Source organism: Streptomyces maremycinicus (genome assembly GCF_001184025.1).
In the GTDB taxonomy this organism is placed as follows: domain Bacteria; phylum Actinomycetota; class Actinomycetes; order Streptomycetales; family Streptomycetaceae; genus Streptomyces; species Streptomyces maremycinicus.
Window position 1 is genome coordinate 21,056 of the sequence record NZ_BBYG01000030.1, and the last position, 24,683, is coordinate 45,738.

19 protein-coding genes and 1 pseudogene are annotated in these 24,683 nt (G+C 68.9%); 9 read left to right on the plus strand and 11 right to left on the minus strand.

The window, feature by feature from the left end:
• The first annotated feature begins 19 nt into the window (after positions 1 to 19).
• Entirely contained in the window at positions 20 to 1,075 is a 1,056-nt protein-coding gene (locus tag AOQ37_RS37540) for a ferredoxin reductase (RefSeq protein ID WP_062651600.1), read from the plus strand.
• Positions 1,076 to 1,082: 7 nt separating this feature from the next.
• Entirely contained in the window at positions 1,083 to 2,201 is a 1,119-nt protein-coding gene (locus tag AOQ37_RS37545; protein WP_062651602.1) for a fatty acid desaturase family protein, read from the plus strand.
• A gap of 269 nt (positions 2,202 to 2,470) precedes the next feature.
• Here AOQ37_RS37545 and AOQ37_RS37550 read toward each other — a convergent pair whose 3' ends face one another.
• The 4 genes and pseudogenes from AOQ37_RS37550 to AOQ37_RS37560 form a co-directional block, all read right to left on the minus strand.
• Positions 2,471 to 3,436 carry an amidohydrolase family protein gene (locus AOQ37_RS37550; RefSeq protein WP_062651604.1) on the minus strand — a complete coding sequence of 322 codons (966 nt, stop codon included), beginning with the start codon at positions 3,434 to 3,436 and terminating at the stop codon, positions 2,471 to 2,473.
• Positions 3,437 to 4,046: 610 nt separating this feature from the next.
• Positions 4,047 to 5,324 carry an MFS transporter gene (locus AOQ37_RS37555; protein ID WP_062651663.1) on the minus strand — a complete coding sequence of 426 codons (1,278 nt, stop codon included), beginning with the start codon at positions 5,322 to 5,324 and terminating at the stop codon, positions 4,047 to 4,049.
• Between the two features lie 553 nt (positions 5,325 to 5,877).
• Positions 5,878 to 5,964, minus strand: a pseudogene (locus AOQ37_RS41670) (GntR family transcriptional regulator); the annotation flags it as partial.
• A gap of 303 nt (positions 5,965 to 6,267) precedes the next feature.
• Complete coding sequence (locus AOQ37_RS37560) at positions 6,268 to 7,656, minus strand: hypothetical protein (RefSeq protein ID WP_062651606.1); 1,389 nt, start codon at positions 7,654 to 7,656, stop codon at positions 6,268 to 6,270.
• A gap of 398 nt (positions 7,657 to 8,054) precedes the next feature.
• Here AOQ37_RS37560 and AOQ37_RS37565 point away from each other — a divergent pair, with 398 nt between their 5' ends.
• Positions 8,055 to 9,425, plus strand: coding sequence for an alpha/beta hydrolase family protein (locus AOQ37_RS37565; protein WP_234437147.1), 1,371 nt, complete (start codon positions 8,055 to 8,057; stop codon positions 9,423 to 9,425).
• Between the two features lie 283 nt (positions 9,426 to 9,708).
• On the opposite strand, the gene AOQ37_RS37570 is transcribed toward AOQ37_RS37565, so the two are convergent.
• Positions 9,709 to 10,485, minus strand: coding sequence for a hypothetical protein (locus tag AOQ37_RS37570; protein ID WP_062651610.1), 777 nt, complete (start codon positions 10,483 to 10,485; stop codon positions 9,709 to 9,711).
• Positions 10,486 to 10,711: 226 nt separating this feature from the next.
• Positions 10,712 to 11,299, minus strand: a complete 588-nt coding sequence (locus tag AOQ37_RS37575; RefSeq protein WP_062651612.1) for an ALF repeat-containing protein — start codon at positions 11,297 to 11,299, stop codon at positions 10,712 to 10,714.
• Positions 11,300 to 12,330: 1,031 nt separating this feature from the next.
• Between AOQ37_RS37575 and AOQ37_RS37580 the strand changes: the two genes are divergently transcribed.
• The 4 genes from AOQ37_RS37580 (at position 12,331) to AOQ37_RS40675 (ending at position 14,895) form a co-directional block, all read left to right on the plus strand.
• Entirely contained in the window at positions 12,331 to 13,470 is a 1,140-nt protein-coding gene (locus tag AOQ37_RS37580) for an NUDIX hydrolase (RefSeq protein WP_062651614.1), read from the plus strand.
• A gap of 55 nt (positions 13,471 to 13,525) precedes the next feature.
• A complete protein-coding gene (locus AOQ37_RS40225; RefSeq protein WP_199825150.1) occupies positions 13,526 to 13,681 on the plus strand; it encodes a hypothetical protein in 156 nt (51 codons plus the stop codon).
• Positions 13,682 to 14,011: 330 nt separating this feature from the next.
• Positions 14,012 to 14,695 carry a histidine phosphatase family protein gene (locus AOQ37_RS37585; RefSeq protein WP_062651616.1) on the plus strand — a complete coding sequence of 228 codons (684 nt, stop codon included), beginning with the start codon at positions 14,012 to 14,014 and terminating at the stop codon, positions 14,693 to 14,695.
• Between the two features lie 14 nt (positions 14,696 to 14,709).
• Positions 14,710 to 14,895 carry a MafI family immunity protein gene (locus AOQ37_RS40675; RefSeq protein ID WP_267888032.1) on the plus strand — a complete coding sequence of 62 codons (186 nt, stop codon included), beginning with the start codon at positions 14,710 to 14,712 and terminating at the stop codon, positions 14,893 to 14,895.
• 254 nt (positions 14,896 to 15,149) lie between these two features.
• Here the strand turns inward: AOQ37_RS40675 and AOQ37_RS37590 are convergent, their stop codons facing one another.
• From AOQ37_RS37590 to AOQ37_RS37600, 4 genes are all read right to left on the minus strand, one after another.
• On the minus strand, positions 15,150 to 15,674 hold the full coding sequence (locus tag AOQ37_RS37590) for an SMI1/KNR4 family protein (protein ID WP_063781242.1): 525 nt from the start codon (positions 15,672 to 15,674) through the stop codon (positions 15,150 to 15,152).
• Positions 15,675 to 15,817: 143 nt separating this feature from the next.
• Positions 15,818 to 16,342 carry an SMI1/KNR4 family protein gene (locus tag AOQ37_RS40680; RefSeq protein ID WP_159401441.1) on the minus strand — a complete coding sequence of 175 codons (525 nt, stop codon included), beginning with the start codon at positions 16,340 to 16,342 and terminating at the stop codon, positions 15,818 to 15,820.
• 242 nt (positions 16,343 to 16,584) lie between these two features.
• Positions 16,585 to 19,656 carry an FG-GAP-like repeat-containing protein gene (locus tag AOQ37_RS37595; RefSeq protein ID WP_062651620.1) on the minus strand — a complete coding sequence of 1,024 codons (3,072 nt, stop codon included), beginning with the start codon at positions 19,654 to 19,656 and terminating at the stop codon, positions 16,585 to 16,587.
• A gap of 768 nt (positions 19,657 to 20,424) precedes the next feature.
• A complete protein-coding gene (locus AOQ37_RS37600; protein WP_062651622.1) occupies positions 20,425 to 21,072 on the minus strand; it encodes a dihydrofolate reductase family protein in 648 nt (215 codons plus the stop codon).
• Positions 21,073 to 21,336: 264 nt separating this feature from the next.
• Here AOQ37_RS37600 and AOQ37_RS37605 point away from each other — a divergent pair, with 264 nt between their 5' ends.
• Positions 21,337 to 22,110 carry a maleylpyruvate isomerase N-terminal domain-containing protein gene (locus AOQ37_RS37605; protein ID WP_062651624.1) on the plus strand — a complete coding sequence of 258 codons (774 nt, stop codon included), beginning with the start codon at positions 21,337 to 21,339 and terminating at the stop codon, positions 22,108 to 22,110.
• Positions 22,111 to 22,856: 746 nt separating this feature from the next.
• Positions 22,857 to 23,183, plus strand: a complete 327-nt coding sequence (locus AOQ37_RS37610) for a hypothetical protein (protein WP_062651626.1) — start codon at positions 22,857 to 22,859, stop codon at positions 23,181 to 23,183.
• 257 nt (positions 23,184 to 23,440) lie between these two features.
• Here the strand turns inward: AOQ37_RS37610 and AOQ37_RS37615 are convergent, their stop codons facing one another.
• Complete coding sequence (locus AOQ37_RS37615; RefSeq protein ID WP_062651628.1) at positions 23,441 to 24,253, minus strand: SDR family NAD(P)-dependent oxidoreductase; 813 nt, start codon at positions 24,251 to 24,253, stop codon at positions 23,441 to 23,443.
• Positions 24,254 to 24,683: the final 430 nt, after the last annotated feature.

Below are 24,683 nucleotides of genomic sequence, written 5' to 3' on the forward strand. Positions count from 1 at the left end.
GGCGCAGCAAGCTGTAGTCATGACGAGTACAGCCCTTCGCAGCAGGGCGTGGAAACTGCTGGAGATGGTCACGACGCCGCTGCTGCCGTCGGACTACCTCGACCTGGTCAGCCCGCTACGCGCGGGCGCCGACCTGCGTGGGCGCATCGAGGCCGTTCACCCCGAGACGGATGACGCCGCGACGATCGTGATCAGGCCGGGACGGGGCTGGCGCGGCCACACGGCCGGTCAGTACGTGCGGATCGGCGTCGACGTCGACGGGGTGCGCCTGTGGCGTGCCTACTCCCTCACCTCGCCGACAGACCGCCAGGACGGCCGCGTCACGATCACCGTGAAGGCGATCCCGGACGGCAAGGTCAGCAACCACCTGGTCCGCAGGGCGAAACCGGGCACGTTGATCCAGCTCGACCAGCCCACCGGTGACTTCGTGCTGCCGCAGGCCAAGCCCGCCAAGGTCCTCTACCTGACGGCCGGCAGCGGCATCACGCCCGTGATGGGCATGCTGCGCGACACCGGGTTCGACGACGTCGTCATGGTCCACTGCGCGCCACAGCCGCAGGACGTGATCTTCCGCGACGAACTGCACGACCTGGTCGCGGACAAGAAGCTGCGGCTCACCGAGGTGCACACCGACACGGACGGCATGCTCGACATCGCCCGTCTCGACGAACTCGTGCCCGACTGGGCCGAGCGCGAGACCTGGGCCTGCGGGCCCGCGGGCCTGCTCGACGCCGCCGAAAAGCACTGGAGCGAGCACGGCGTACCGGAGCGCCTGCACACCGAACGCTTCCGCCCCAGCATCGTCGTCGCGGGCGACGGCGGCGAGGTCAGGTTCAGCACGACCGGCAGGACCGTCGACGCGGACGGCGCCACGCCGTTGCTGGACGTCGGCGAAAACGCCGGCGTGCTCATGCCCTCCGGGTGCCGCATGGGCATCTGCTTCGGCTGCGTCTCGCCGCTCAAGGCCGGCGCCGTCCGCGACCTGCGTACCGGCGAGATCACCGAGGCCGAGCCGGGCGTCCTCATCCAGACCTGTGTGTCCGCCGCTGCGGGCCCCTGCGACATCGAACGGTAGGAGCACCTTGACCGCCATCGACCCCACCGCCCACCTGACCGCGGAGCAGATCGAAGAGCTCGGCCGCGAAATGGACGCGATCCGCGACGAGGTGATCGCCAGCCGCGGTGAGAAGGACGCGGCCTACATCCGCAAGGTCATCTCGGCGCAGCGCAAGCTCGAGCTGGTCAGCCGGGGCGTGCTGCTGTTCTCGATCTTCCCGCCCGCGTGGGTGCTCGGCACCGCCGGTCTGTCCGTGGCGAAGATCATGGACAACATGGAGATCGGCCACAACATCCTGCACGGCCAGTGGGACTGGATGCGGGACCCGAAGATCCACTCCACCACCTGGGAGTGGGACCACGTCTCGCCGTCCGACCAGTGGAAGCACTCGCACAACGAGCTGCACCACACGTACACCAACGTCATCGGCAAGGACAACGACCTCGGCTACGGCATCATGCGCGTCGACGAGGACCAGAGGTGGCACCCGTTCCACCTGGGCCAGCCGCTGTGGAACTTCATCAACGCGTGCTTCTTCGAGTACGGCATCGCGGCGTACGACCTGGAACTCGGCAAGAACCTGAGCAAGCGCCGCCGCAAGAACCCGGAGTTCCGCGCGCGGGCCAAGGCCGTGGGCCGCAAGATCCGCAAGCAGGTGCTCAAGGACTACGTGATCCACCCGCTGCTGTCGGGCCCGTCGTTCCTCCCCACGCTGGCCGCCACGTTCACCGCGAACCTGGTCCGCAACATCTGGTCCCACTCGGTGATCATGTGCGGGCACTTCCCCGAGGGCGTGCAGGTCTTCGAGCGCCGGTCGATCAAGGGCGAGACGCGCGGCCAGTGGTACCTGCGCCAGATGATGGGCTCGGCGAACATCAGCGGCAGCAAGGCCATGCACTTCATGACCGGCAACCTGTCGCACCAGATCGAGCACCACCTGTTCCCGGACCTGCCGAGCAACCGCTACGCCGAGGTCGCGGTGAAGGTACGCGCGCTGTTCGAGAAGTACGAGCTGGACTATGTCACCGGGCCGCTGCCCAAGCAGGTGTTCTCCGCGTGGCACAAGGTCTTCCGGCTCTCGCTGCCGAACAGGAAGCCCAAGGTCAAGGCACCGGAACGTGAGCAGGAGCTCGTCGCGGCCTGATCCCGGCCGGGGCTCAGATCCTTCGGTCGTGAGGACCGTACCGACCGTACCGGTGGCACCGCCGGTACGGTCGGATCCGTTGCGGACGTTGGGCGGCCGCGTCATCAGACCGTGCGGCGCTGGATCGACGCAGTCCGGTGTCAGGCTCCGTCGTCTGGACGACATCCTCGGCGATCGCCAGCAACATCCGGCTCCCCTGGTCATCCGCCTCTCCGACTCGAAGGACGGGGACGCAGCACCCCCGTTTCAGCGGCGACCGGGTGGGGGCACTACGGCTGCGACGTGAACCGAGGAAACAGGGAGGCGGCGGTGTCGTACATCACCGACTGCCGTTGCTCCGCGGTCAGCACCGCGCTGGATACGAGTGTCTCCGCCAGGCCGTGGACCACCCAGTCCGGCGTGAAGGGGTAGTCGCTCCCGTAGAGGATGTGGCCGGGGTCCGTCAACGTCAGCAAGGCGGGCAGCAGCCGCGGCAGAGGGAAGCCGGCGAGGTCGTAGTACAGGCGACGCAGGGCGCCGAGAACGTCTACGGGCGGACCGCCCATGGTGAGTGCGAAGGCTGCGACGCGGTCGGCGACGGCCGGAAGGGCGGCTCCGGCGTGCGGGACGATGAAGCGGATCCGCGGGTATCGGTCGAGGACGCCGTTGAGGACCAGATTGGTGACGGCGCGGGCGGTCTCGAAGGGGAACTCCAGCATGGGGCGCGCGTGGCCCATGCTGGTGGCTTCCCAGCACGGCGGTGAAGTGGGGTGCAGGAAGACGACAGCGGAGCGTTGGTCGAGCTCGGCCATGAGCGGCTCGTAGAACGGATCACCCAGGTGACACCCGGCGTAGTGGGTGTGGAGGGTGATGCCGTCGGCTCCGAGTTCGTCGAAGGCGCGTCGCGTCTCGACGAGTGCACCTTTCAGGTCGGGCAGCGGAAGTGTGGCCAGAAGGCCGAAGCGGTGGGGGCGCTCGTGGACGAGTGCCGCGCCCTCCTCGTTCACCACCCGGGCCAGTTCCCGGGCGGCCTTGTCGTCGCCATAGTGCACGCCGGGCGACGAGACGGACAGCAAGGCCGCCGCGATACCCGTCGCGTCCATGGCGGACAGGGCATCCTCGGGGCTCCAAGCGGGGATGGCGGCCATGCCGTCCGGCCCGCCGTGACCCGCCCTCTCCATCTCGGTGCGCAGACGCGGGGTGATGTAGTGGGCGTGCACGTCCATGGCTCCGCTGAGCGGAGGCTCGTGCGTCATAGGTCTTCCCTCCACTGGCCCGGGACAGGGTGTCTGCGGCCGGGCCGACCCGCAACTGCCGACATGATGAAATCATCAGTATTGACCGATCGCATGTCAAGATCGTCGGTCCGGGTTCGGTTCTTGTGTGACGCGGGTCGCTGTCGGCTGGAGAGGCATTCGGTCGCCGAGCGGTGCAACGACCAGAGAGGCCCGGAGCGACTCCGGCGCCCCGCCCGGCCGCCCCGCCGCCCGGGCTCGATGACCGCCGTCGACGGATACGTCCACGGCGGTCCGCATCGACCGGCACATTCACGGCCGGCAGCCGCTGCGACCAGAGCCGCGCCGACCAGCCGATCCATGCGGCTCCCCCGCCGCTGACGCATGGCTCGCACGCGCGGTGGGCGCTTGACCTGCATCGGCATTCCCCACCTCAGACGGGTGAGCAACGCGATGAGGGCTTCGTTGTTCCACCGTGAGGCGCCGCTCGCGGCACAGCTCGAACTCCCAGCCCGGCCGGTGCCTCCAACGGCCCCCTCAGAAGGGCTTGGTCACGATTGCTCGCAGGTCGCCGATCACCGGACCGCCGGCATCGTCGTGGTGGCCGTGACCGTGGCCGTGGTCGTGGCCACTACGCCTGCTCCACCGTGCGAAGACCGTCTGCGGCTGCCGTCTGATCGACTGGTGTCAGGCGGTTGATGCGATACACAGCCGGGACGCAGAGGTTCAGGACGGTCGCGGCAACAATCAATCCCGCGCACGTCAGCAGCACTGCCTGGCTGCTCCAAGAGTGGGCCGCGAGGGCGGTGATGAGGTACCCCAGGGGAATGGCGAGGCGTTCCCCGACGCCGTTGAAGGCGCTCATGCGGCCCTGTTCCGCCTGAGGCACATGCTGTTGAAACGCAGTGCTCCAGGCGACGATCGCGACGTCCAGCCCGACCCCTGCCAGTGCAGCGGCCAGCAGGACAAGAGACAGCGGCACCGTGCAGGCCAAAGCGGCCAAGGGGAGCGCGAGAGCACCGGCCGTGACGACCGCGACCATGAGCAGCCGGTACGGCTTCCAGCGCAGGCAGACGACGGTCCCCGCCAGCAGACCACACGTGAAGGCCGCCTGGATCAGGCCCCAGTCGCGGGCTCCGGCGTACTGCGCCGCGGCCACGAGTGGGCCCAGAAGCTGGAAACCCGCCAGCCACGCCGCGACCAGGACCGTGCCGGCTGCCGTATAGGTCCACAGCCAGGTACGCGACCAGAAGCCCACCCAGCCCGCCCGCAGGTCGCTCAGGACACCGCCAGGTGCGACGAGCGGGGCCTCCAGACGCAGGCCCAGAAGCAGAACGGCCGCGGCGGCGAACGTGAGCGCGTCCCAGGCCAATGCCCATGCCGCTCCGCTGGCGGCGACGATGACACCGCCGACGACCGGACCCAGCACCTTGACCGCGTTGCTCGGCAGCCTGAGCAACGCGTTGGCCTGTTGCAGGTGCCGCTCCGGAACGATCTGCGCAACGGCGCCCTGCGCAGCCGGCACGGTGAACGACGCCGCAGTTCCCGAGACGAAACCGCATGCTGCGATCGACACCGTCGTCGCATGTCCGGTGGCCACGGTGACGGCCAACGCACCTTGCGCGCCTGCCGCCAGCAGATTCCCGATGAAGAGGAGCCAGCTGCGGGACAGCCGGTCAGCGAACAAGCCGCCCGCGAGCAGGAACACGATCGTGGGGACAGTGTTCGTGGCAAGCACCACACCGAGAGACCCCGCGCCACCGCCCTGCTCAATGACGGCGTAGGCCAGGGCAAGAGGGGCCATCGCGGACCCCGTGGCCGAGATGAGATTGGCCGACACGAAACGCCGGAAACCCGCGATCTTCGCCAGCGTACGGATCGACGTCGGTGACTCGTCGGCGACTTTCATGATCTCCCCAGGGCTCGGCGCAGCGAGCACCCTAGTGCAGAGGCACGCCGCGCCGAATGACGGTCATCAGAGTTGGCCGACACCCCCTCATCGCCTCGAGGACCATGCACCGGGCGTCCGCCGACGACGAGTTCGGCCACGAGCACGCAAGGGGTTGGGGTTCATGAGACCGCCGAGGCGATCGTCAGGACGGTCACCGGCCCCGGTGGCCGCTCCCGGCAGCCTGCTGCTCGGGAGATGGGACGACCACGGGACGCCGACCGGCCGCAGGGTCAGCCCGAGACCGTAAGCCGCCGAGGTGTGTGCACGGTCCGCCCCATGCAGACGACAAGAACCGGAACTGCCGGCGCCCTCGGGGCTGAAGCCACCCGGCCGGGGTATCCGCCTGTGCATGCTTGCTCTGATTGCCTACCGCTCGTACCACGGCGCAACGACCGTGTGGGCCTTCGTCGTTGCCATCCTCATCGTGCTGGCCGCCGGTTGGTACATCCGACGACGAAGGTAGTCGCGACACCCGCACTTCTGCTTCCGTTGGTCCGGCAAGCCGCTCCGTACGGTCGATCGGGATCCTGTGGACGATCTCGCAGTGAGCGGCGGGCACCACGATGTCCGCAGGCTCCACGGGCCGCCCCTCGCCGCTGTCAGCTCGAGGGCCGAACCGCCGTCCTGCTCCTGGACACCGGGGGCACCGATCCCTGCTGCTTCGGGCACGGCGGTCCAGGGACTCGATCAGCGGTGTTTCCGAACGTCCGACGTCGAACCAGCTCCTGTTGTACTGGAACACCGGGCGCGTCCGATGCGCCCCTCGAGCATGGAGGATTCGGGCGGACGGAGAAAGGTTGCTCGCACTGTAGCCCGCCTCCGCTCGTGGGGGGGGCCGACAGACTGAGGGCCGCCGCCGGTACTGCGCTCCCCGGCAGCGGCTTCGAAGGAAGGTCTCCTGTCAGCCCAGGGACTTGATCAGGCGTTCGATGCGGGCGGCGACCTTCTCCGCCGTGCCCTGCACGTAGAAGCCGTCCCTGGCCTCGTAGGTGTAGTGGTCGTAGTTCCACCGGTCGGGCATGTTCTTGGCACCGCCCTCGAACATCGACATGACGAACGTGCTCGAGAAGGGTGAGTTCTCACGGATGGCGATGGCGGTGCTGGTGGACAGTTCCGGCTCCACGCCGGCGAAGACCCCCTTGCCGACCTGGAAGACCCAGAGGGGGATGTCCACGCTGACGGTCGGCGTGTAAGTGGCGGTCTTGACCGGTCCGTCGGGGTGGTCGGTGGTCATCTGGGTGGTGGTGACGGTGTCGGTGAGCAGCCGTACGGAGACATTGTTGCCGCTCTCGTAGCGGGTGACGGCCTGAGCGACGCGGACGATCTCGTTGCCGAGACGTTCGCTCTGCGCGGTCAGCAGGGCGAACCCGGCGTCCTGGAGGTCGACGCCGTAGGTCCAGCCCTTGTCCTTGTCGATGGTGTACCGCTTCGCACGATAAGCGGGGAACTGGTCACCGCACGCCCCGACCAGCCAGAAGCCGACCGCACCGGAGTACTGGCTCTCCACATGGGCCATGGCGGCGCCGGCCAGGTCGGAGGTGATCGGCAGGTTACCGTCGGCCGTCTTCGAGTCCTGCATCACGCAGGACTGGACGTTGTAGTTGGTCAGGACGGCGATGGGGTTGCCGTCGAGGTCGTTGAAGCGTGCCACGTACACGCCGTCGTCCGATGTGCCCTGTTCGTTGACGCCCAGCCAGTAACCATCGGCGGTCAAGACGTTGCGGTTGACGTTGACGTCGGCTGAACCCGAGCCGTAGCCGACCTGGGCACTCCGCAGGTTCTCGACGGCGTCGGCCACGGCGGTCCTGGTCGCGGCGGCGATGGCCCGCACATAGGCGGCGGCCCCGGCCGACGCGGTGCTCGCGGCGACATGCGGCGCGGAGAAGCAGTGGGTGACGGTCACCATGATGTCCGCGGCGGCGACGCCGGTGGCGGCGGTGATGGCCGTCCGCATGAGGGCGACCGCCTCGGCACTGATCGAGGTCAGGTCCAGTACCGCGAGAACGAAGCTGCGGGACGTGGATTCCACCAGCAGGACACGAACGTACAGATCGTCGTGGACGGAGGTGAAGTTGTCCAGCGGCAGTATCGAGGCGTCCGGCGTGAACTTCGCCTTGCCCGCACCGACCCGCAGACCGTTCTTCGTCCGGGTGGCGGCGCCGGCCGAACCCGCTGCGCCCACCACCGTGGTCGCCGCTGCGGCCACGGCCGCCGCCGCCACGACGGTGCGGCGCCTCAGCACTGGGAAGGAGCCATATCCGTCGAATTCGTTCTCGTGCCGCTGCGACATATCAAAATCCTCCACAGGAAAGCGGATCGACCGACGCGGTTTCAGCCACCGGACAGAAATTGCTACGGCTGACAGCGGTGCCCTGACACCGAGGAAGCATCACAGCGGTCCCTTTGATCAGCAATTCGCGGGCTGCAATCTCAGGTTTCACGCCCCGCACGTTGACGCATGACGGCACGCCACCGAACCTTCTGAACGCAGCGCAGAGATGCGCGTTCCGTGACATCGATTCCCATCCCGAGTGAATCATAAGAAACGCACAGGGAATTCAGAGAAGGATCTTCACAGCATTTCCATTGCTTGCGGCAGGTCCTCACTCATGAATGTCGTGGAACATGACTGCGCGACTACGCGCCCTCGGGTCACCGATCATGAAACCTGACGTGCAAGGAGTTCAGTTGAGCAGCAGGCGTGCATTCATAGCGGGATCCGTCGGAACCGGCATCGCGGTCGCCGGCGGAGCCGCCTACCAGGCTTCGGCGGCGACCGAGGGAAAGGGGAGCTCCACCGCCGGCCGAGACCACGTCCAGGGCGCCACAGCGATCACCCAGGTCTACGGAGACGGCCAGAAGTTCGTCGCGGTGGCCGTCGAGTACGACCACGACGTCAGCAGCCGCCACCTGACGACATCCACCTTCGCCGTCGACGGCCGAACGATCACTGGCGTGTACGCGAACGACAGCGCTGAGCGAGGCGACCGGGGCAAGAACGGGCGTTTCGTGATCGTCGAGCTGTCCCCCGACGACACCGGCGCCGCCTTGTGGTCCACAGGAGGAGGCGGCGGTGGCGGTGGCGGAACTCCCACGGCCTCCCCCACCGCCTCCGCTTCGGCGGGCACCGCTGCACAGAGCGGCCCGACCCTCCGCACTCCTTCGGCCACCGTGACCCAGACCGGAAGCGTCTACACCACCACCGGCCGCCGCTACGAACCCGACGGGACCGCGCTGACCACTGACAAGGTGGTCAACCCCGTCGTGGACGACTTCCGCCAGCTCACCTTCGACGACCCGGAAACCGGCGAGAGTCTCCCGTACAACCTCTACGTCCCCCGCGACTACGACCCGCACAAGAAGTACCCACTGGTCCTCTTCATGCACGACGCGAGCGTCGTCGGAGCCCCCGTCCTCGGGCCTCTGGTCCAGGGCTTGGGCGCCGTGGTCTGGGCTTCACCCGAAGACCAGGCCAAGCACGAGTGCTTCGTCCTGGCACCGCAGTACCCCAGCGTGGTCGTCGAGGACGACTACCTGCCGACCGACCTGTTCGACACCACCATCCATCTGGTGGAACACCTCACCGATCAGTACGGCATCGATCCCGATCGCCGCTACACCACCGGTCAGTCGATGGGCGCCATGATGTCGCTCGGCTTCGGCATCAAGTACACCGACGTCTTCGCGGCCCTGTACATCGTCGCAGGACAGTGGCCCGCCGAGCAGGCCTCTCCGCTCGCCGGCAAGAAGATGTGGGTCCACGTCTCCGAGGGCGACACCAAGGCGTTCCCCGGCGAGAACGCCATCATGAAGGTCATCAAGGCGGAGGGCACGAAGATCGCTACCGCGGCGGGCTGGGACGCCCAGTTCACCCAGGCCGAGTACGCTGCCGCGGTCCGCGCGATCACATCCCAGAAGGCACCGGTGCAATACACCACCTTCCTCAAGGGAACCGTCGCCGGAAGCAGCGGCGGCGCCGGTTCCGAGCACACCGGCACCTGGAAGTACGCCTACAGCATTCCCGGCATCAGGGACTGGGTGTTCCGCCAGTCCCGGTAGACCGCCATCCGAAGATTTACGTCAGGCAGTGGCGCGCCCAGCGAATTGGGCAGACCACTGCCTGCATCCCGGGCAAAGAGATGCACCCCCGCGATACGGATCTTTTGGCGGCCTCAACAAGGTTACTGACGCGCCCTACCCTCACCACCGGGATCACCCGCGTACCGAAGGGGAGATCACCGGTGGGAACCCTCGGCGGCCAGTTCTGAGACCTTTACCGTGAACGACCTTCAGAAACCGGGACTCGGTTCAGGCACTGGGCAGAGTGCAGGGACGGGCTCGATCAGTTGGCCGACGTGTTCCGTGTCAACTCGGCTGCCTCGGTGATGGCGCGTTGTCCGAGAACGCCGAACAACTGCATCGTGACGGCGGCCAGGACGTCGTCCCCGCCTACAGTCCGCCCGTCCCCGCGACGGGTGGACAGGGCGAGAAGGGGGTCCTTGAGCCGCGGGGCCGGGGCTGGCTCACCCGGCACCACCAGACTGACCGTCCCGAACCGCTTGACCCCGCCCTCGCGGACGACCCTGGCCGCGTCCTGGGCCAGGGCCGTCAGGAACACGCTCGCGATTCCGTCCAGGTCGCGGACCATCGCCGGGACCGCCCTCACCCCCCGGCTCCCCAGCAGCCTTCTCACCCCGGCCTCGAACCGATGGGCCCCAGCCACACCACTCGGTGTACACGCCCCGCGGCGCTCACGAAGAGACACGAGCGCACCGTCGGCGTTGCGCACCTCGCCCATCAGGCCGTGGAAGGTCGGGCTGTGCAGGTACCACGCCGAGCCCACCTCCACCTCGATGTTCCGGTCGATCGCCGAGATGAGGTCCTTCGGAATCAGCTTCTTCCTGGCCTCCTCGGCCGCCGCGCTTCTCGCGCCGTCGATGATCTCCGTCAGCACGGTCCGCGTCACCGACGCGGCGGCCCACGCGGCCGACAGAGAAACGTGCAGCGGGGTCACGTCCCTGAACACCGCTTTGACGAGCTGAGGCTTGAACGGCAGGTCGGTCACGACGGAAGCGGACTGCGGACCGCTGCGCCTGGTGCGTGGGGGCTGTGTGGTCATCGAAGGAGGTGCTTTCTGCTGTCGGAGGTGTCGGCGGCCCATGCCGCATCGGGCCGCGAGACCACAGAGCTCTGCGGAGGGTGCCGAGCCGGCGGAGGGCCTGCCGGGCGGGGCCGCCGGCACACAGAGGTGCAGGCGGCCCCACCCGGATTCTCGCGTTCCGGCGACCGGGCGTGCGGCATGGGGTGCCGCACGGGCGACGCGCTGTGGTGCGGCGCCGTGCCGGTCAGGCGGCCTGGTACCTGCCGACTTCCAGGAAGTGGCGCAGTGCTTCGGGTGTGTTGTCGTCGAGGGCGGCGTTGGCTGCCGCGCGCAGGGCCGGGCTGATGGACGGGTCGGCGAGGATGCGGGCGATGGCGACGCGGTCGTCCTCGGCCTGGGCGATGCGGTAGCCGGTCTCCAGCCAGGCGCGGATCGCGTCGGAGTCGTTGGCGTCCAGGAGGGCATTGACCTCGGCGATGACGCGCCGGCCGCTGTCGGGGTCGGCGAGCAGGCGCGTGATGGCGACGAGGTCGTCCTCGGCCTGGGCGATCCGGTAGCCGGTCTCCAGCCAGGCACGCATCGCCTCGGGGTCGTTGGCGTCCAGGAGGGCGTTGGCCTCTCGTGTCACACGCCGCCCGCTGTCCGGGTCGGCGAGGATCCGGGCTATGGCCACCTTCAGGTCGTCGGCGTCCGGCTCGTCCGCGGACGAGGACACCGCGGGCACCGTCACCGCGGCCGGTGCCGCCGTGGCGGCGAAGGACGGGGTGGCGAGCAGGAGGGCCGGGGCGATGATGCCCGCGGCAATGCCGGGCGCTACGCGATGCAGTCGCAAGGGGAATGCTCCTCTTCGTTTGCTACGGAGGTCAGTTGAGGATGCCTCAGTGCGTCCTCTTCAGTGATGCTGCCACCTGGGTCTGACAGTGGCAGTTGCCCCGCTGCGGTCGCAGGGCACCGTCGCCGCGGGCGTGGCCGGTGTTTCATACCGGCGCGCCTTCGCGAAGGGTGGCTTTGAGGGTGGCCTTGAGCGCGGCTCGGGTTGTCAGGGCATGATCGGGACGAGACGATTCCTGGGGGCGGTCGTGGTGTGGTCCGAGCGTGTGGTGGTGCACGACGGGGTTCGGCTTGTCTGCCGGGACCGGGGCGGGCCGGAGGAGCCGGTCGTGCTGCTGCACGACTGCACGACTTGGCCGGTCGTGCGGGTGATTGGGAGGTGATGATCTCGCGGCTGGTTGCCCTGTATCGGTTCGTCTCGGTCGTTCAGCGCGGGCACGGAGCGAGCGAGCGTCGTCCGCAGGATGCCTCCCGGGCCGCCTATGTCGCCGTCGCTGCAACCGTGCCCCCGGGAGAGGGAGATCCCTCCTTCGCCTACGGACTGGCAGCGGTCGGGGCACGCACCAGCGCGTGACCTGCCGTGGAGGGATTGGACTTACGTCGCTTTGGTCCCGCAGAAGTTCACGTACCTGCCGCTGACCACCGCGACAACATCACCTTCGCGCAGGGCGACACCACTGACGCAGGCCTGCTCGCCGCGTGCGGCGTCCGGCGCCGCGGAGACGCTGCCGGGCCTCTACTGGCGGCAACAACACCCTCCTCACCAGCGAATGGTTCGGTGGGCAGCATCTCTCCGGCGGACCGTGGCAGCGTCTGGTCCTCACCCGCGCCTTCCACAGGCAGGGGGCACTGCTGGTCACGGACCAGGAACAGATCGTCCGGGAGGACACCTACACAACCTACCCAGCAGCCGGGGCTCTCCCAGACCGTGTGGGACCTTCAGCGCCGGATGCGCGGCGACGCCGCCTGACCGCCACAACCAGGTCCGCACCGAACACACGCCCGCCCGCCGTCCTGAAAGGCAGAAGCCACATGACCACTCCCTTCCCCGCTCCGGATGCCAGCGCACCGCGCACCGCCCCGCCCGCAACCCAGCGCGCGGTGTCCCGGCACGCGGTGTGGCTCGGCGCTGCCGCGATCATCACCGACCAGGTCGGCCGCATCCTCCTGGTGCGTCCCACTTACCGCAAGGACGACCGTTGGCTGCTGCCCGGAGGCGTCGTCGAACCCGGTGAACACCCGCACGTCACCTGCCGACGCGAGATCACCGAGGAACTCGGCCTCGCAGACCTGCTCCTGACAGGCGTGCTCGCCGTCCACTCCCTCTCGCCGCACCACCCCGACACCCAGCCCGGCATGCCCTGCCCCGGAGAGATCCGTTACGTCTTCGACGGCGGAACACTCACTCCCGACCAGGTGGAGGCAATCCGCCTGCCGCGCGAGGAACTGTCCGAGTTCGCCTTCCTGGAGACCCGGGACGCGGTACGGCGGCTGCGCCCCGTCGACGCGCAGATCATGCTCGCCGCCTACCGTGCCCGGCTCGGGAACACCGCCACCGTCCACCTCGCCGACGGCCGGCACATCCTCGATACCCCGGCGCTGGATCGTCATGACGTCCACGTCCGCTACCGGCCCCTGTGGGACAGCCCTCTCCACCGCGGCCCCGTTCCCGGACAACTGCCCGTACGGCAAGCCTGGGGGTGGTGCTTCGTCCCCGACGGCCGAGTCGTCCTCGTTGCCGACCCCGGCCCCTCGGGTGCACTGCCGATGCTGCCCGGTGGCACCGTGGAGACGACCGACGCGACACCTGAGGACACCCTGCACCGCGAAGCCGCCGAGGAAGCCCAGCTCACCCTGGCCGATCCGGTACGACTGGGCTGGGTGCTGGACGAGACCGGCGAGGTCCACGGCGGCGTGGGGGCCAACGCCCGGCTCCGCCTGGCCGCCCGGGTCACCGCCATCGGGCCGGCGGCCGTCGACCCCGCCACCGGCCACCCCTTCGCCCGCCTGCTCGCCACCCCCGCCCAGGCAGCCGCCCTGCTGGGTTGGGGCCCGCCCGGCGCGCGGCAAGCCCAGCTCGCGGTGGAGACAGCACGCGAGCAGTGGGGCCTGCCCACCGCTCGCCTCGCCGCCATCGAAGAGATCCCGGCAGAGGCGGTGCAGCTGAGCTGACACGACCACCACCCTGCCTCGCCCCCTCCCGCCCACGCACCTCCGAGGTAGCCCCATGCCGTTGTCGCACGACCATGTCCGCACCACCGTCGAGACCTACCTCGCTCTCCACCCTTGCGAGCGCGAGCAGCTCGGCGCCTTCCTGGACACCCTCGAGCGTCCCACCGACATCGCCAGGCCCCGGGTCTTGGCAGCAGAACACGGGTGCTGACCCGTCAGGTAGCTGGCGCGGGTGGCGTCGTGGAAGGCGCGGAGCGCGAGCCGGCGACGGCCATCCGAGGATCGGTCCACCGCGCCCGGCAGCGAGCAGTCGCCCCGCCTGCGAGGTGGTTCCGGCCCTGAGCGCGGTCGCGGGCCTCGAGCCGGACTGGGCTTGTCGGACGGCAACTCCGCTGCCGGTAAAGGGAAATACAAGTCATGATCATGAGAAATCCACATGGGAGGCCCTGTGTCCGCACCGCACCGTGATGACCAGGACGAACCCGGATCAGCCACGCCGGCCGCACTGCCGGGCCAGGACCACCACCGTGGTGGTGCACTGTTGCCGCAGTCCACTGTGGCCGCGCTGTGGGCGGTGCGGCACGGGCAGAGCACCGCCAACGTAGCTTTCGCCGAGGCGGAGCGCACAGGCTCGGCCGATCTGCCGGTCACGGGCCGCGACAGCGACGTGCCGCTGTCCGCGCTGGGACGGGCCCAGGCTCGTACGCTGACCGGCTGGCTCGCCGATCACGCTCCGGGTACCGGCCCGGACCTGGTGGTCTGCTCTCCTTACGCGCGGGCCCGGCAGACCTGGGAGGCGATGGCCGCAGCGGCGCCGGATGTGCCGGTGCTGGTCGACGAGCGGCTGCGTGACCGCGAGATGGGCGTCTTCGAGCTCTACCCACCGGGCGCACTGGCGGCCCGGGCCCCCGACGAGGCCGCGCGCCGCGCTCTCCTTGGCGAGTGGTCGTACCGTCCGCCGGGCGGCGAGGCGCTCGCCGACGTCGCCCTGCGCATACGGGACTTCACCACCGAGCTGACCGGGGCCGCCGCCGGGCGCCGCGTCCTGCTCGTCGCGCACGACGCGGTCGTCATCGCCCTGCGCTACGTGCTCGCCGGAATCGGCGCGCCCGTCCCTCACGATCTGCCGCCGGTCCCCAACGCCTCCGTCACGCACTGGCGAGGCGACGGACACCACCTGCGGCTCGCGCACTGGGGCCAGACCGACCACCTCACCCGCCACTGACCTCAGAGGCGGTCATCACGGATGTGCGCCTTCTGCTGTCACATGGTGAGGAGGCGTTGACGTTCGACACCATGTGCTCGTGGATCTACGAGGACGCTCCACCCCTCACCCGGCAGTACTACGCGAGCCTGTTAGTGATGGCCGATGAGATGCACACGCCGCGTTCCGTCCACCGCCTTGACGAGTTGTTGATCGACTGACCTCCGACCCTGGCGATCTTGACGGGGGATGGCCTTGCCGTGGCTGGTGTGATGACGGAGGCGGAGCCGTCTTGGCCAGCCCCGTTCACCGGGCTGAGCCCGTGACGGTTCGGCTGGTTGATCACCGTCGGCGTGGTTCCGTCAGCTACCAGGCGCATGCCGAAACGATCTCACGCAGCTTCACGTCGTCTCGACCCTGTTCAGCAGCTGGCCGACGACACAGACGTTGAAGATCAGGTTAGCCGTCACCCACTTCATGGAGCGGGGTCATAAAAGGGATCTGGAACCAGATCGGCAATGGTGAAGCCACGCAAGGTCACATCAAGAAGCATTTTGTATGTGAATTCTGACATGGTCATCCCATACGCCTTCCATTGGCCGCCTTCCTGGCGTGCCAGCACCGGCCAATCGGAAGGCTGGATGTCGTAACGAGCGAGCCAGTAGAATTCTGCGGCTGTCTCCGATATTCCCCAAGGGAGCAGCCCGCCCCTACCGGGCCAAAAAAGGCCGTATGGCTCGTAAACCCCACGAACTACGGGGTGTTGCGTGAGGATACGCCGGAATCGAGCCATCCTGTCAAGGATTCCCAGGTTGTTACCGCCGGGCGACGAATAGACCTCGAGGTACTCATTGAACTGACCGACCCCGAAGCATTCACAGAAGGACTTGAAATCCTCGGGAAGTTCGACGCCGAGCCGCTGCTCGATCTCACTCCACGAGATCTCCAGCTCCCTCGACTGCCACGCAACCGCTGCCGCGAGCCTCTCAACCCAAGCCATCATCCACTCCCGAAGATGTGCATTACAGCGCCGTACCAGATCGCCGCTTAGGCCCGCGCTTACACGGCACTGCTGGTTGCATGGGCCTCACGCTCCCAAACCACTACCACTACCGCCACACCCGGCCAAAAACGGTTTCCTGCCTATGCCTCCATCAGTCCAACAGATTCATAAGTCGGGTCACCCTCCACTATCGGAGCTACCAACTCTCCACGGATTGCAGCCCACAAGAATTCGGTGAAGGGCATCATGAATTGAATCCACTGACCCATATCGATAACCACAGACCAATGTTCCACACCGTCTTGCGGAGGATTCAGGAAAACATAGTTGCCAGCTGTCGACCGAGCGACGGGAATCAGCCCTCCGGGCGCCGGGTGTACGTAGTACGGATACTTTTCGGGCGCCGATTCACGCAGCTCCGCATAGGCAGCAGTCGCTTGCTCCCAAAGCATCTCGAGTCGCAGCCCGCGACCATCCCCGGCCGCTCTTGGGTGAAATACATACAACTGATCATTCACGCATCCGGGCCCGTAGGCAGTCACGAAATGCTTGTAGTCCTCTGGCAGCACCAGCCCGTAACGCTGCTCGACGAACAGCCAGTCATGCTCCACCACACCATCGACATGAGGCCGACCGAGAAGTTCACGAAACCGAGAGACTTCCACCACTGAACCTTTCACTGCAAGGGTGACCCCGCGCGCTGCTCGATCATGGATCGTACAGTTCAGGCGATAATGGCTATTCCCTGCCGGTTGTACCGGATCCGGAGTCGATTGCGGGGCGGTCGACCGCGAGCACCTGCCGCCAGGGCATGGTCCCCGGGGCGGGTGGGCCGCCACCGGGGTCGTGGAGAGGACGGCGGCCTGGCAGCCGCCGTCGACCGCAACTCCACTGTGCGGGGATGCCGTCAGAAGATGCCCTTGAACGCGCCCCATCCGGTGGCGATCTTCACGCGGGCGCCGAACGCTCCCGTGCCGTTGCCGGTGTACCGCCAGACGGTGCCCGAGGTGTCACGGGCGATGATATCGGGCCTGCTGTCGCCGGTGATGTCCCCGACGCCGGCCACGACGTTGTACGACGCTCCCCACCCTGCGGCCACCTTGACCCTCGCGGTGAAGCCGCCGGAGCCGTTGCCGGCGTAGCGCCACAGGGTGTTGCCCTTGTCCTGGACGAGCAGGTCGCCGCGGCCGTCGCCATCGAGGTCTCCGACACCGACGATCTTCTTGTACGCCGACCAGTTCGCCGCGATGCGTACCCGCGCCGACAGCTTTCCCGCGCTCGTGCCCTTGTAGAGGAACACCTCGCCCGTGGACGACTTGCGGGCGATCAGGTCCGCCAGGCCGTCGCCCGTGATGTCGCCGGGCGAGGTCAGCACGTTGTACTGGTTCCAGCCGGTGCCGAGCGAGGTGTGCGGGGTGCTGGGAGTGAAGGCCTGGCCGCGCAGGGTCCGGTACACGCGCAGCTCGCCGGTGCCGAACCGGACGAGGATGTCGCCGCGACGGTCGCCGTTGAGGTCTCCGAAGGGGACGAGTGTCACCGTGGACGGCCAACCAGGGGCGGAGAAGGCGGCGTTGAAGCCGCCCGCGCCGTTGCCGGGCCGGTAGCCGACCACCCCGGAAGTGGAGAGGGTCAGGGCGTCGCCTGCGCCGTCGGGCGCGCGGGAGCCGCTGCTGGTGAAGTCGTGCCGCACGGCGGAGCCAGTGGACACGGTCAGCGCGCGGGACAACGTCAGTGGCGGACCGGAGCCGTCGGCGGGCGCAGCGTTGAGCGTGAAGGTGTATGTGCCGTTGGGCACGAGCGCACCAGCCGTGTCACGCAGGTTCCAGCGCGCCGTGAGCGTGCCGTCGACCTCGCCGCCGGTGTACGTACGGACCACCCGGCCGGTGGCCTTGCTGGTGAGGGTGGCCGTCCAGGAGGCGGCGGGCTTGGAGAGCAGCCCGCGCCACTGCCACCACGGGGCGGTGGCCGCACTGCTGTCGGCGGCGTTGTCGGTGGTGTCGGACTCGATGGCGCCGAGGGGCTGGGTGGCGACCCCGCTGGGCACCAGGTGGACGCGGTGGCCGGCATCGACATACGCCGCCGGCCCGCCGAACTTGTCCACCGTCCAACTCACCCCGCGCAGGCCGCCGTCACCCGCCGCGAGGTCGCCGATCTCCCGGGTGGCGGCGGCCGTGCCGTCGGCGAAGGCCGTGAGCAGGAGTACCCCGGCCGAGGTGTCGTGGCGTACGAGGTAGCCGTCGCCGAGCAGAGCCTCGCCGGAGGGGACGGGGATGTTCTTCTTCGCCGTACGGTCGAAGACGCCGCTCGCCCCCGTCGCGCCGCACGCCCAGTAGATCCAGCGGCCCACGACCTGGAGCTCCTCAGGGACGCAGGGGGCGCCGGTGCTCATGCTTTGGGTGGCCTTGCCGGTCTTGAGGTCCTTGGCGGTGACGACGCCGGCGGTGGTGCCTGGTGTCCACAGCTCGGTTCCCCACACCGAGGCGGCCGTGACGGAACGCGTGACGATCGGTCGAAGGTCTGTGTAGACGGCGAGATCGCCTACGTACTGACGTGCCGGGGAGGAGCCGTTGACGACCGCGTACCGGCCGGTGATGTCCAGGACGCTGCCGGAAGCAGACGGAAGGTAGAAGGCGCCAGCCGGGTCGGAGCGGTCGACGGAGGCCAGCAAGGAACCGCCGTCCGGGTCGGCGTCGGCGACGAACTCCACCGCGCGGCCGTCACCGGTGGCGTACGGGCCGGCCTGCTCATGCTTCCAGGTCCGCCAGATCGGCGCGCCCGGTGTTCCGTCGGCGGAGACCGGACGCGTGTAGTAGGCGTTCAGGAAACTGCTGTCGGTCTCGTCGGTGGCCAGGGTGCCGTTTTGCAGGGAGATGCGCTCGATCCTGGCGGCGACCGGCGGCACGGCGCTCACCTCCGTCAGGACGGGCGTGTCCGCGCCTGTGTCGGTGACCTTGCGCACCGCCCAGTGGCCGGAGTCGGCGCCGCCCACGATCAGCAACCCGCCGTCCGGCGTCGGCGTGAGCGAGGTGCTCGCGTGCCGCAGGAGGGTGACCACGTCGCCGCCCGCGAGAGGGACGGCGCTCAGCGGCTCACCGGACTTGTCGACGAGGTTGCCCGGCTGCGACGGCACGGACCGGGCCACCACCAGCCAGCGGCCGGCGATGCCCAGCTGCGGAGTGCCCTCGGTACCGGGCAGCGGGACCGTGGTCTCGGGCGCGAACAGATCGGCCCGGTCCAGGACGTGGGCCGTGGCGCCGTATGCGTAGACCAGTCGATCGGCGCTCAGGGCGACCGTGGTCGGCGTGGCGGATACCGTGATGTCGCCGGTGACCTTCGCCTCGGCGAGGTCGACCAGCGCCAGGTGGGGCGTGCCGCCGAGGACGTAGCTGATGACGGCCGTGCCGCTGTCGCCGCCCAGGACGGTGAAGTTGGCGGCGGTGATGCCGGTCGGCCAGCCGGCGACGAGGCTGCCGTCGGCCGGTGCGTCGCCGCCGTACAGCCACAGCACACGGTTTCCGTCCGCGTCCCGCGCCTGGGTCAGCACATGGGTGCCGTAGGTGGCCCAGTACGTTCCGTGGGTGATCGTGACGTCCGTGGCGGTGCCGGCGGCCATGTCGCGAAGGACGACCCTTCCGGTACGCGAGACGACCTCGGTCACGATGTCGGACGACGAGCCGAGATAGCCGGGGATTGCCGCCTGCGCCAGCGGCCCCAGCTCGGTCGTCGTACCGGTGCCGTACGACGTCCAGAGCAAACCGGAACGGCCCTCCTGGGCATGGAGATAGCCGCTCGGACCGGCGGACTGGATGAGATCCCGGCGTGGGACGTAACGGTCGGACTGGAAGACCTTCTCCGCCGCGAGAGGAGTGTCGGTGCCCTGGTCCGCGACCGCCGGGGCGACGACCGGGAAGGGACCGGCGGCCGCGCTGAGGACCGCGAGCGCGGCGACGACGAGACGGGCGGGGGTACGGCGGGCCACACGGCCTCCAGTATCAGGAGAGAACATCGGAGTCAGATCGGAATCAGATCGCTGGATCGGTGACGCGTGCCGCTCGGACGCCGGGCGCACGGGGTCCGGGTCGTCGGCGCGAGACACGCCACGGGAAGTGGTACCGCTCCTCAACCGGACGGCGTGACCACGGAAAAGCTCCTTCGCACGGTGGACAGGGCAGATACGAGATCTGCGACCACCAGCACCCGCAGCCGTCCATGGCCGGACGACGATCAGAACGTCGGTGGCAGACGTGCGGCGGTGATGTTCGCTCCCCCGGCATGGAACGTACACAGCCAACGCCAAAAACGCACACCAGAGTTACCTGGCATGGGCAAAAGTTTCCGATAAGCGGTCGATTCCCGTTCCTCGACGTCCTGCGTGCCGGGGTACCACGGTGGCTGATCCCCACCTCCGCCGCAGAAGCCGCGCTCCGGGTCGGGTCGGGCCGGGTTGCACCAGGCGCTGCGCCGCAGCCGGTCCATGCGCCCGTCGTGAGAGCAACCAGCCGTCCCGGCCACCTGATTGCTTGGCCCTCATCACTGATCGATGTGGTCCGTGCCGTCGGCTGACGGCACGGACCGGTTCATCGCGACATGGGACGCATGGGCGGCAGGCGGCAGGCGGCAGCCCGGGTAGTGGAGAACCCGGCCCCCACTGAGCCCCTCGTGGTGGTCGGGGGCGCCTTCCAGGACGCGGGGCCGGGAACACTCACGTCGGGCTTGTTGAGAGCCCCGCGTCAGGCCGCCTCGTATGTCACCTGCGCCAGAAGAGGTGGTGCGTCACACCGCTCGGGCTGGGCACGACCTCCAAGTGGAACCGGTCCAGCAGCTCATCGGGCGAGTCCCACAGGCGCAGCCCGGAGCCGAGCTTCACCGGCGCGACGGCCACGTGGAGGGTGTCGACAAGGTCGGCGTCGAGGAACTCCCGGATGGTGCTCACGCCGCCGCCGAGCCGGACGTCCATGCCCTGCGCGGCGTTTTTCGCCTGCGCGAGGACGGTGGCGGGGTCGCCGTCCACGAAATGGAACGTGGTGTCGCCGAGCGTGAAGGAGGGACGCTCGTGGTGGGTCAGGACGAACACCGGCGTGTGGAACGGCGGCTCCTCACCCCACCAGCCGCGCCACTCGTGGTCGTTCCAGGGGCCGCGCTGGGGTCCGAACTTGTTGCGGCCCATGATCTCGGCGCCGATGTTGTGGCTGAAGTCCCGGGTGAAGTAGTCGTCCAGGCCCCGGCTTCCTCCGGGCTCGGCGCGGTTGGGCCAGCTCGCCGTGGCGCCGGCCCAGGCGAAGAGCTTTCCCGGATCGATGTGGTGGCCGAAAGGCCGCTCCAGGCTCTGGTCCTCGCCGGCGGCGACGCCATCGCTGGAGATCGTGAAGTTCTGCACTCGCAGCAGCTGATCCATGAGTTCCCTCATCTGGTCCTGTCGCATCCCCGCAGGCGATGCGTCCTCCACCAGGATGTCGAACGGGACGCGGCTGGATCGACAGCGGCACTCACTTTCTTTCACAGCGTGCCCCGCGCGACCGTTGCCGGGGGCCGGTCGCCGGTGCTCCCCCGCCGCAGACGGCCGGCCGCCTGGTCGGTCTTTCTCTCCGCCCGGCCGTCGACGCGTTCGCCGGAGAAATTCGCTGTCCGGCGGCCGAAGTGCCGTGATACACAACCGCAAGTGCATAACATCTTGGAGTTCCCCGAGGTCCTGCGGCTGATCGAAGACCGTTCGGCCGCGTTCCGCGCCGCGATCGCATCCGCCCCCGACCTTGACGTCCAGGTCCCGAGTTGCCCGGACTGGACGCTGCGCGAACTGGCGCAGCACCTCGGTGACGGTCGCCGCCGCCAGGCCGCCATCGTCGCGGCGGGCCCGGGCGTCGAGCCCCCGGCGAGGACGGACCCGAGGGGCGCCCCGACCGCGCCCCGTGATCGCGACGCCCTGGACGCGTGGCTCGCCGAGTCGACCGAGCTCATGCTCGACGCGATGCGCGCGGCCGGCCCGGACCGCGGCTGCTGGACCTGGTGGGGCCGTTCGCAGGCCCCGGAGACCAGCGGGGCCGTGGCCCGGCACCAGATCCAGGAGATCGCCGTCCACACCTATGACGTACAGCTCACCCAGGGCGCGGCACAGCCGCTGCCGACGGACGTCGCGGTCGAGGGCGTCGACGAGTTCCTGACGACCGTGTCGGCGACGAATGTTCCCTGGCCGTTCAAGGCGGCGACCATCGACCTGCACACGACCGAGGGCCGCTCCTGGCGCCTGACCCTCAACGCCGCCGGCGTCCGCTGTGACGACCTCGCCGCCGACGCGGAGCCGGGCGACATGGCGATAGAAGGCGCAGCGAGCGAACTGGTCCTCTACTTCTACGCGCGCACCCCGCTCGACGGCCTGGAGACCACCGGCGACACCGAGCCGATGGAGCAGCTCGCGGACTGGGACCCGAACGCGTAGGTCACGCACTTGTGACGCATCTGCCGATGGTGCCCGCGCTTCTGCGGGCGCCACCGGGCCGAGGGTTTCGGACCTTGTGCGGTGCGGGGGGGGGCTGCGGACCTGCTGTGCAAGGGCCGAGGACTCTCGCTCGTCCTGGCGCCGGGTCAGTGGGCCGACCGCACCCGGTGTGGGGCTGACCGGGAACGGATCCGGATGCCCCGCCCGGTCACCGGCCGGCCTCGCACGACACCCGACAGCGTCAGCGCCGACAAGGGCTACAACAACAACCGTCGTACCCGCGCCTGCCTGCGTGGACGCGGGATGCGGTGCGTGATCCCGGGGACAGTGGACCTGGCGGCCGGCCGTCCGCGGCTCCGGCACCGCCAGTGACGTCGCCGGTCCGAGCAGCCGACAGCCTGGTCGCGGATCGGCATCCTGGCCGATGCCGGGCTTCACGTGGCTTCACGTGGCTTCACGGGAGTCCGTCGCAGCCGAGGGCGAGGGGGCGTTCGGCTCATCCCTCGACGCCTACCCGACCCTTGCCGGACCCGCCCTGTCCCGCACTCCGTCACCCGCGCACGTTCGTCCGTGCTCTCTCCTCATCCGTTCGGTGGCTGCCTGCTCGCACACCCCGGGACCCCCACATCAGATGGAATGAACACCGCCTCGGAGCCGGGTGAGGAGCGCCGGACGACGGGTACGCGGAAACACAACCGGAATGCCGGTGCGACCGAGCGGGCCGCACGGCCTGAAAGGAGGGCGTCATGCCGCAGGGATCCAGTGCGAAGCGTGAGCGTCAGTACGAGCACATCAAGGACAGCGCCGAGAAGCGCGGCGCCTCGAAGAGCCGGGCGAAAGAGATCGCGGCGCGCACCGTGAACAAGGAACGGGCCCGCTCCGGCGAGTCGAAGACGGCGAGCAAGACGTCCACGCGGGACCCGAAGTCCGCTCCCCAGCGGGGCGGCGAGCGCTCGCACCGCGGCGCCCAGGGCCCGACGAGGGACCAGCTGTACGCGGAGGCGAAGAAGCGCGGCATCAACGGCCGTTCGTCGATGAACAAGAAGGAGCTGGCTGACGCTCTCGGGCGCTGAGGCCGGATCCGCCGGGAAACCCCCGGGATGCCCCGGGCCGCTGGGATGCCCCGGACCGCAGGGAAACCCCTGACCGCTGGGATGCCCCGGACCCTCGGAAGCCCGAGACCGCCGGAAAGCCACTGCCCACCGGGATGCCCCTGACCGCCGGGAAGCCATGGGCCCGCGGTGGAGGTACCGGCCTACCTCGCCTTCGACCTGTGTGATGCGGGTCAGGGGCATCGGTGGGGCGCCGGGGCATCAGGTGGCGGGGGCGCTCAGGACCTTCCGGATGTGCCTTCCTCGGCCGACCCGGGTTCCGCCATCCGCCGGTGGGCGGCCGCCTTCGCGCTGTCCGGGAGGATCCTGTTAACCAGGCCCTGCGCCTTGGTCTTGGCCGAGCCGGCCACGGCCTTCTTCCTGCCGGCCATGAGAGCGTCGAAGCCGTCCTTCGCCACCTTGGCCGGGTCGTCCTTCTCCTGCTGTCCGACTTTGGTGTCCTGCATGTCGGCGCGTCGGAAGAAGTCCGTCTCCGTGGGGCCCGGCATGAGGGACGTAACGGTGACGCCGGAGTCCTTGAGCTCGTTCTGCAAAGCCTCCGCGAAGGACTGCACGAACGACTTGGACGCGTTGTACACGGCCTGGAAGGAGCCGGGCATGGTCGCCGCGATCGACGAGGTGAACAGCACCTTGCCCTCGCCCCTGCGGACCATGTCCGGCAGCAGCCGCTTGGCGAGCCGTACTGTCGAGGTGATGTTGAGATCGATGATCCGGATCTCGTCCTCGATGTCGTTCTCGACGAACGGCCCGCCCTTCCCCACGCCGGCGTTGAGTGCCGCTGCGGCCAGCGGTCGCCCCTCGGCGGTGACCGCGGCGTACAACCGGTCCACTCCGCCCGGTTCCGCGAGGTCCGCCCGGACGGCCGTGACCGCCGCTCCGTGGGCACGGATCTCGTCCGCCGCCAGGTGCAGCTCACCGTCCTCCGCGGTCAGCAGCACGTCGTATCCGTTCTCGGCGAATTGCCTGGCCAGTTCGAACCCGATGCCGCTCGAGGCACCCGTGACGAGAGCCTTAGGTTTGTTGTCGTTCATGGCCGCCGGGTACCCCTGTGCACCCGCGGGGAAGCGCCGTCGACGTGGGGCGCGGGGTCTCCCCCCACCTATTCGATCACAGGTTCGACTCGGGCTGGAGCTGCACGTCCGTTGCGGTCAGCCTCCGCCGGCACCGCCGGGCAGTGAGCGCGCGGGGGCGCGTCCTGGGTGGCGCCGGTCGGCAGGGCCGGGTCAGGTACCGACGGAGGAGGGGTACCGGTGACGGGTCTTCCGGGGGTGACGGTCGGAGGGCGCGATGGAGTCTGCGGTGGACCGGATCGGTGATCCGTGGGGCAGCCGTGCCGCGGTGCAGGCCTCTCGCGACACCGGCTGCTCACGCTCGCGTCCTCCTGTCATCCCCAGACACTGCGGCAGACGCGATGGACCAACACGATGATCAAAAACACGTCGCCCCAAGCACTGACCAGCC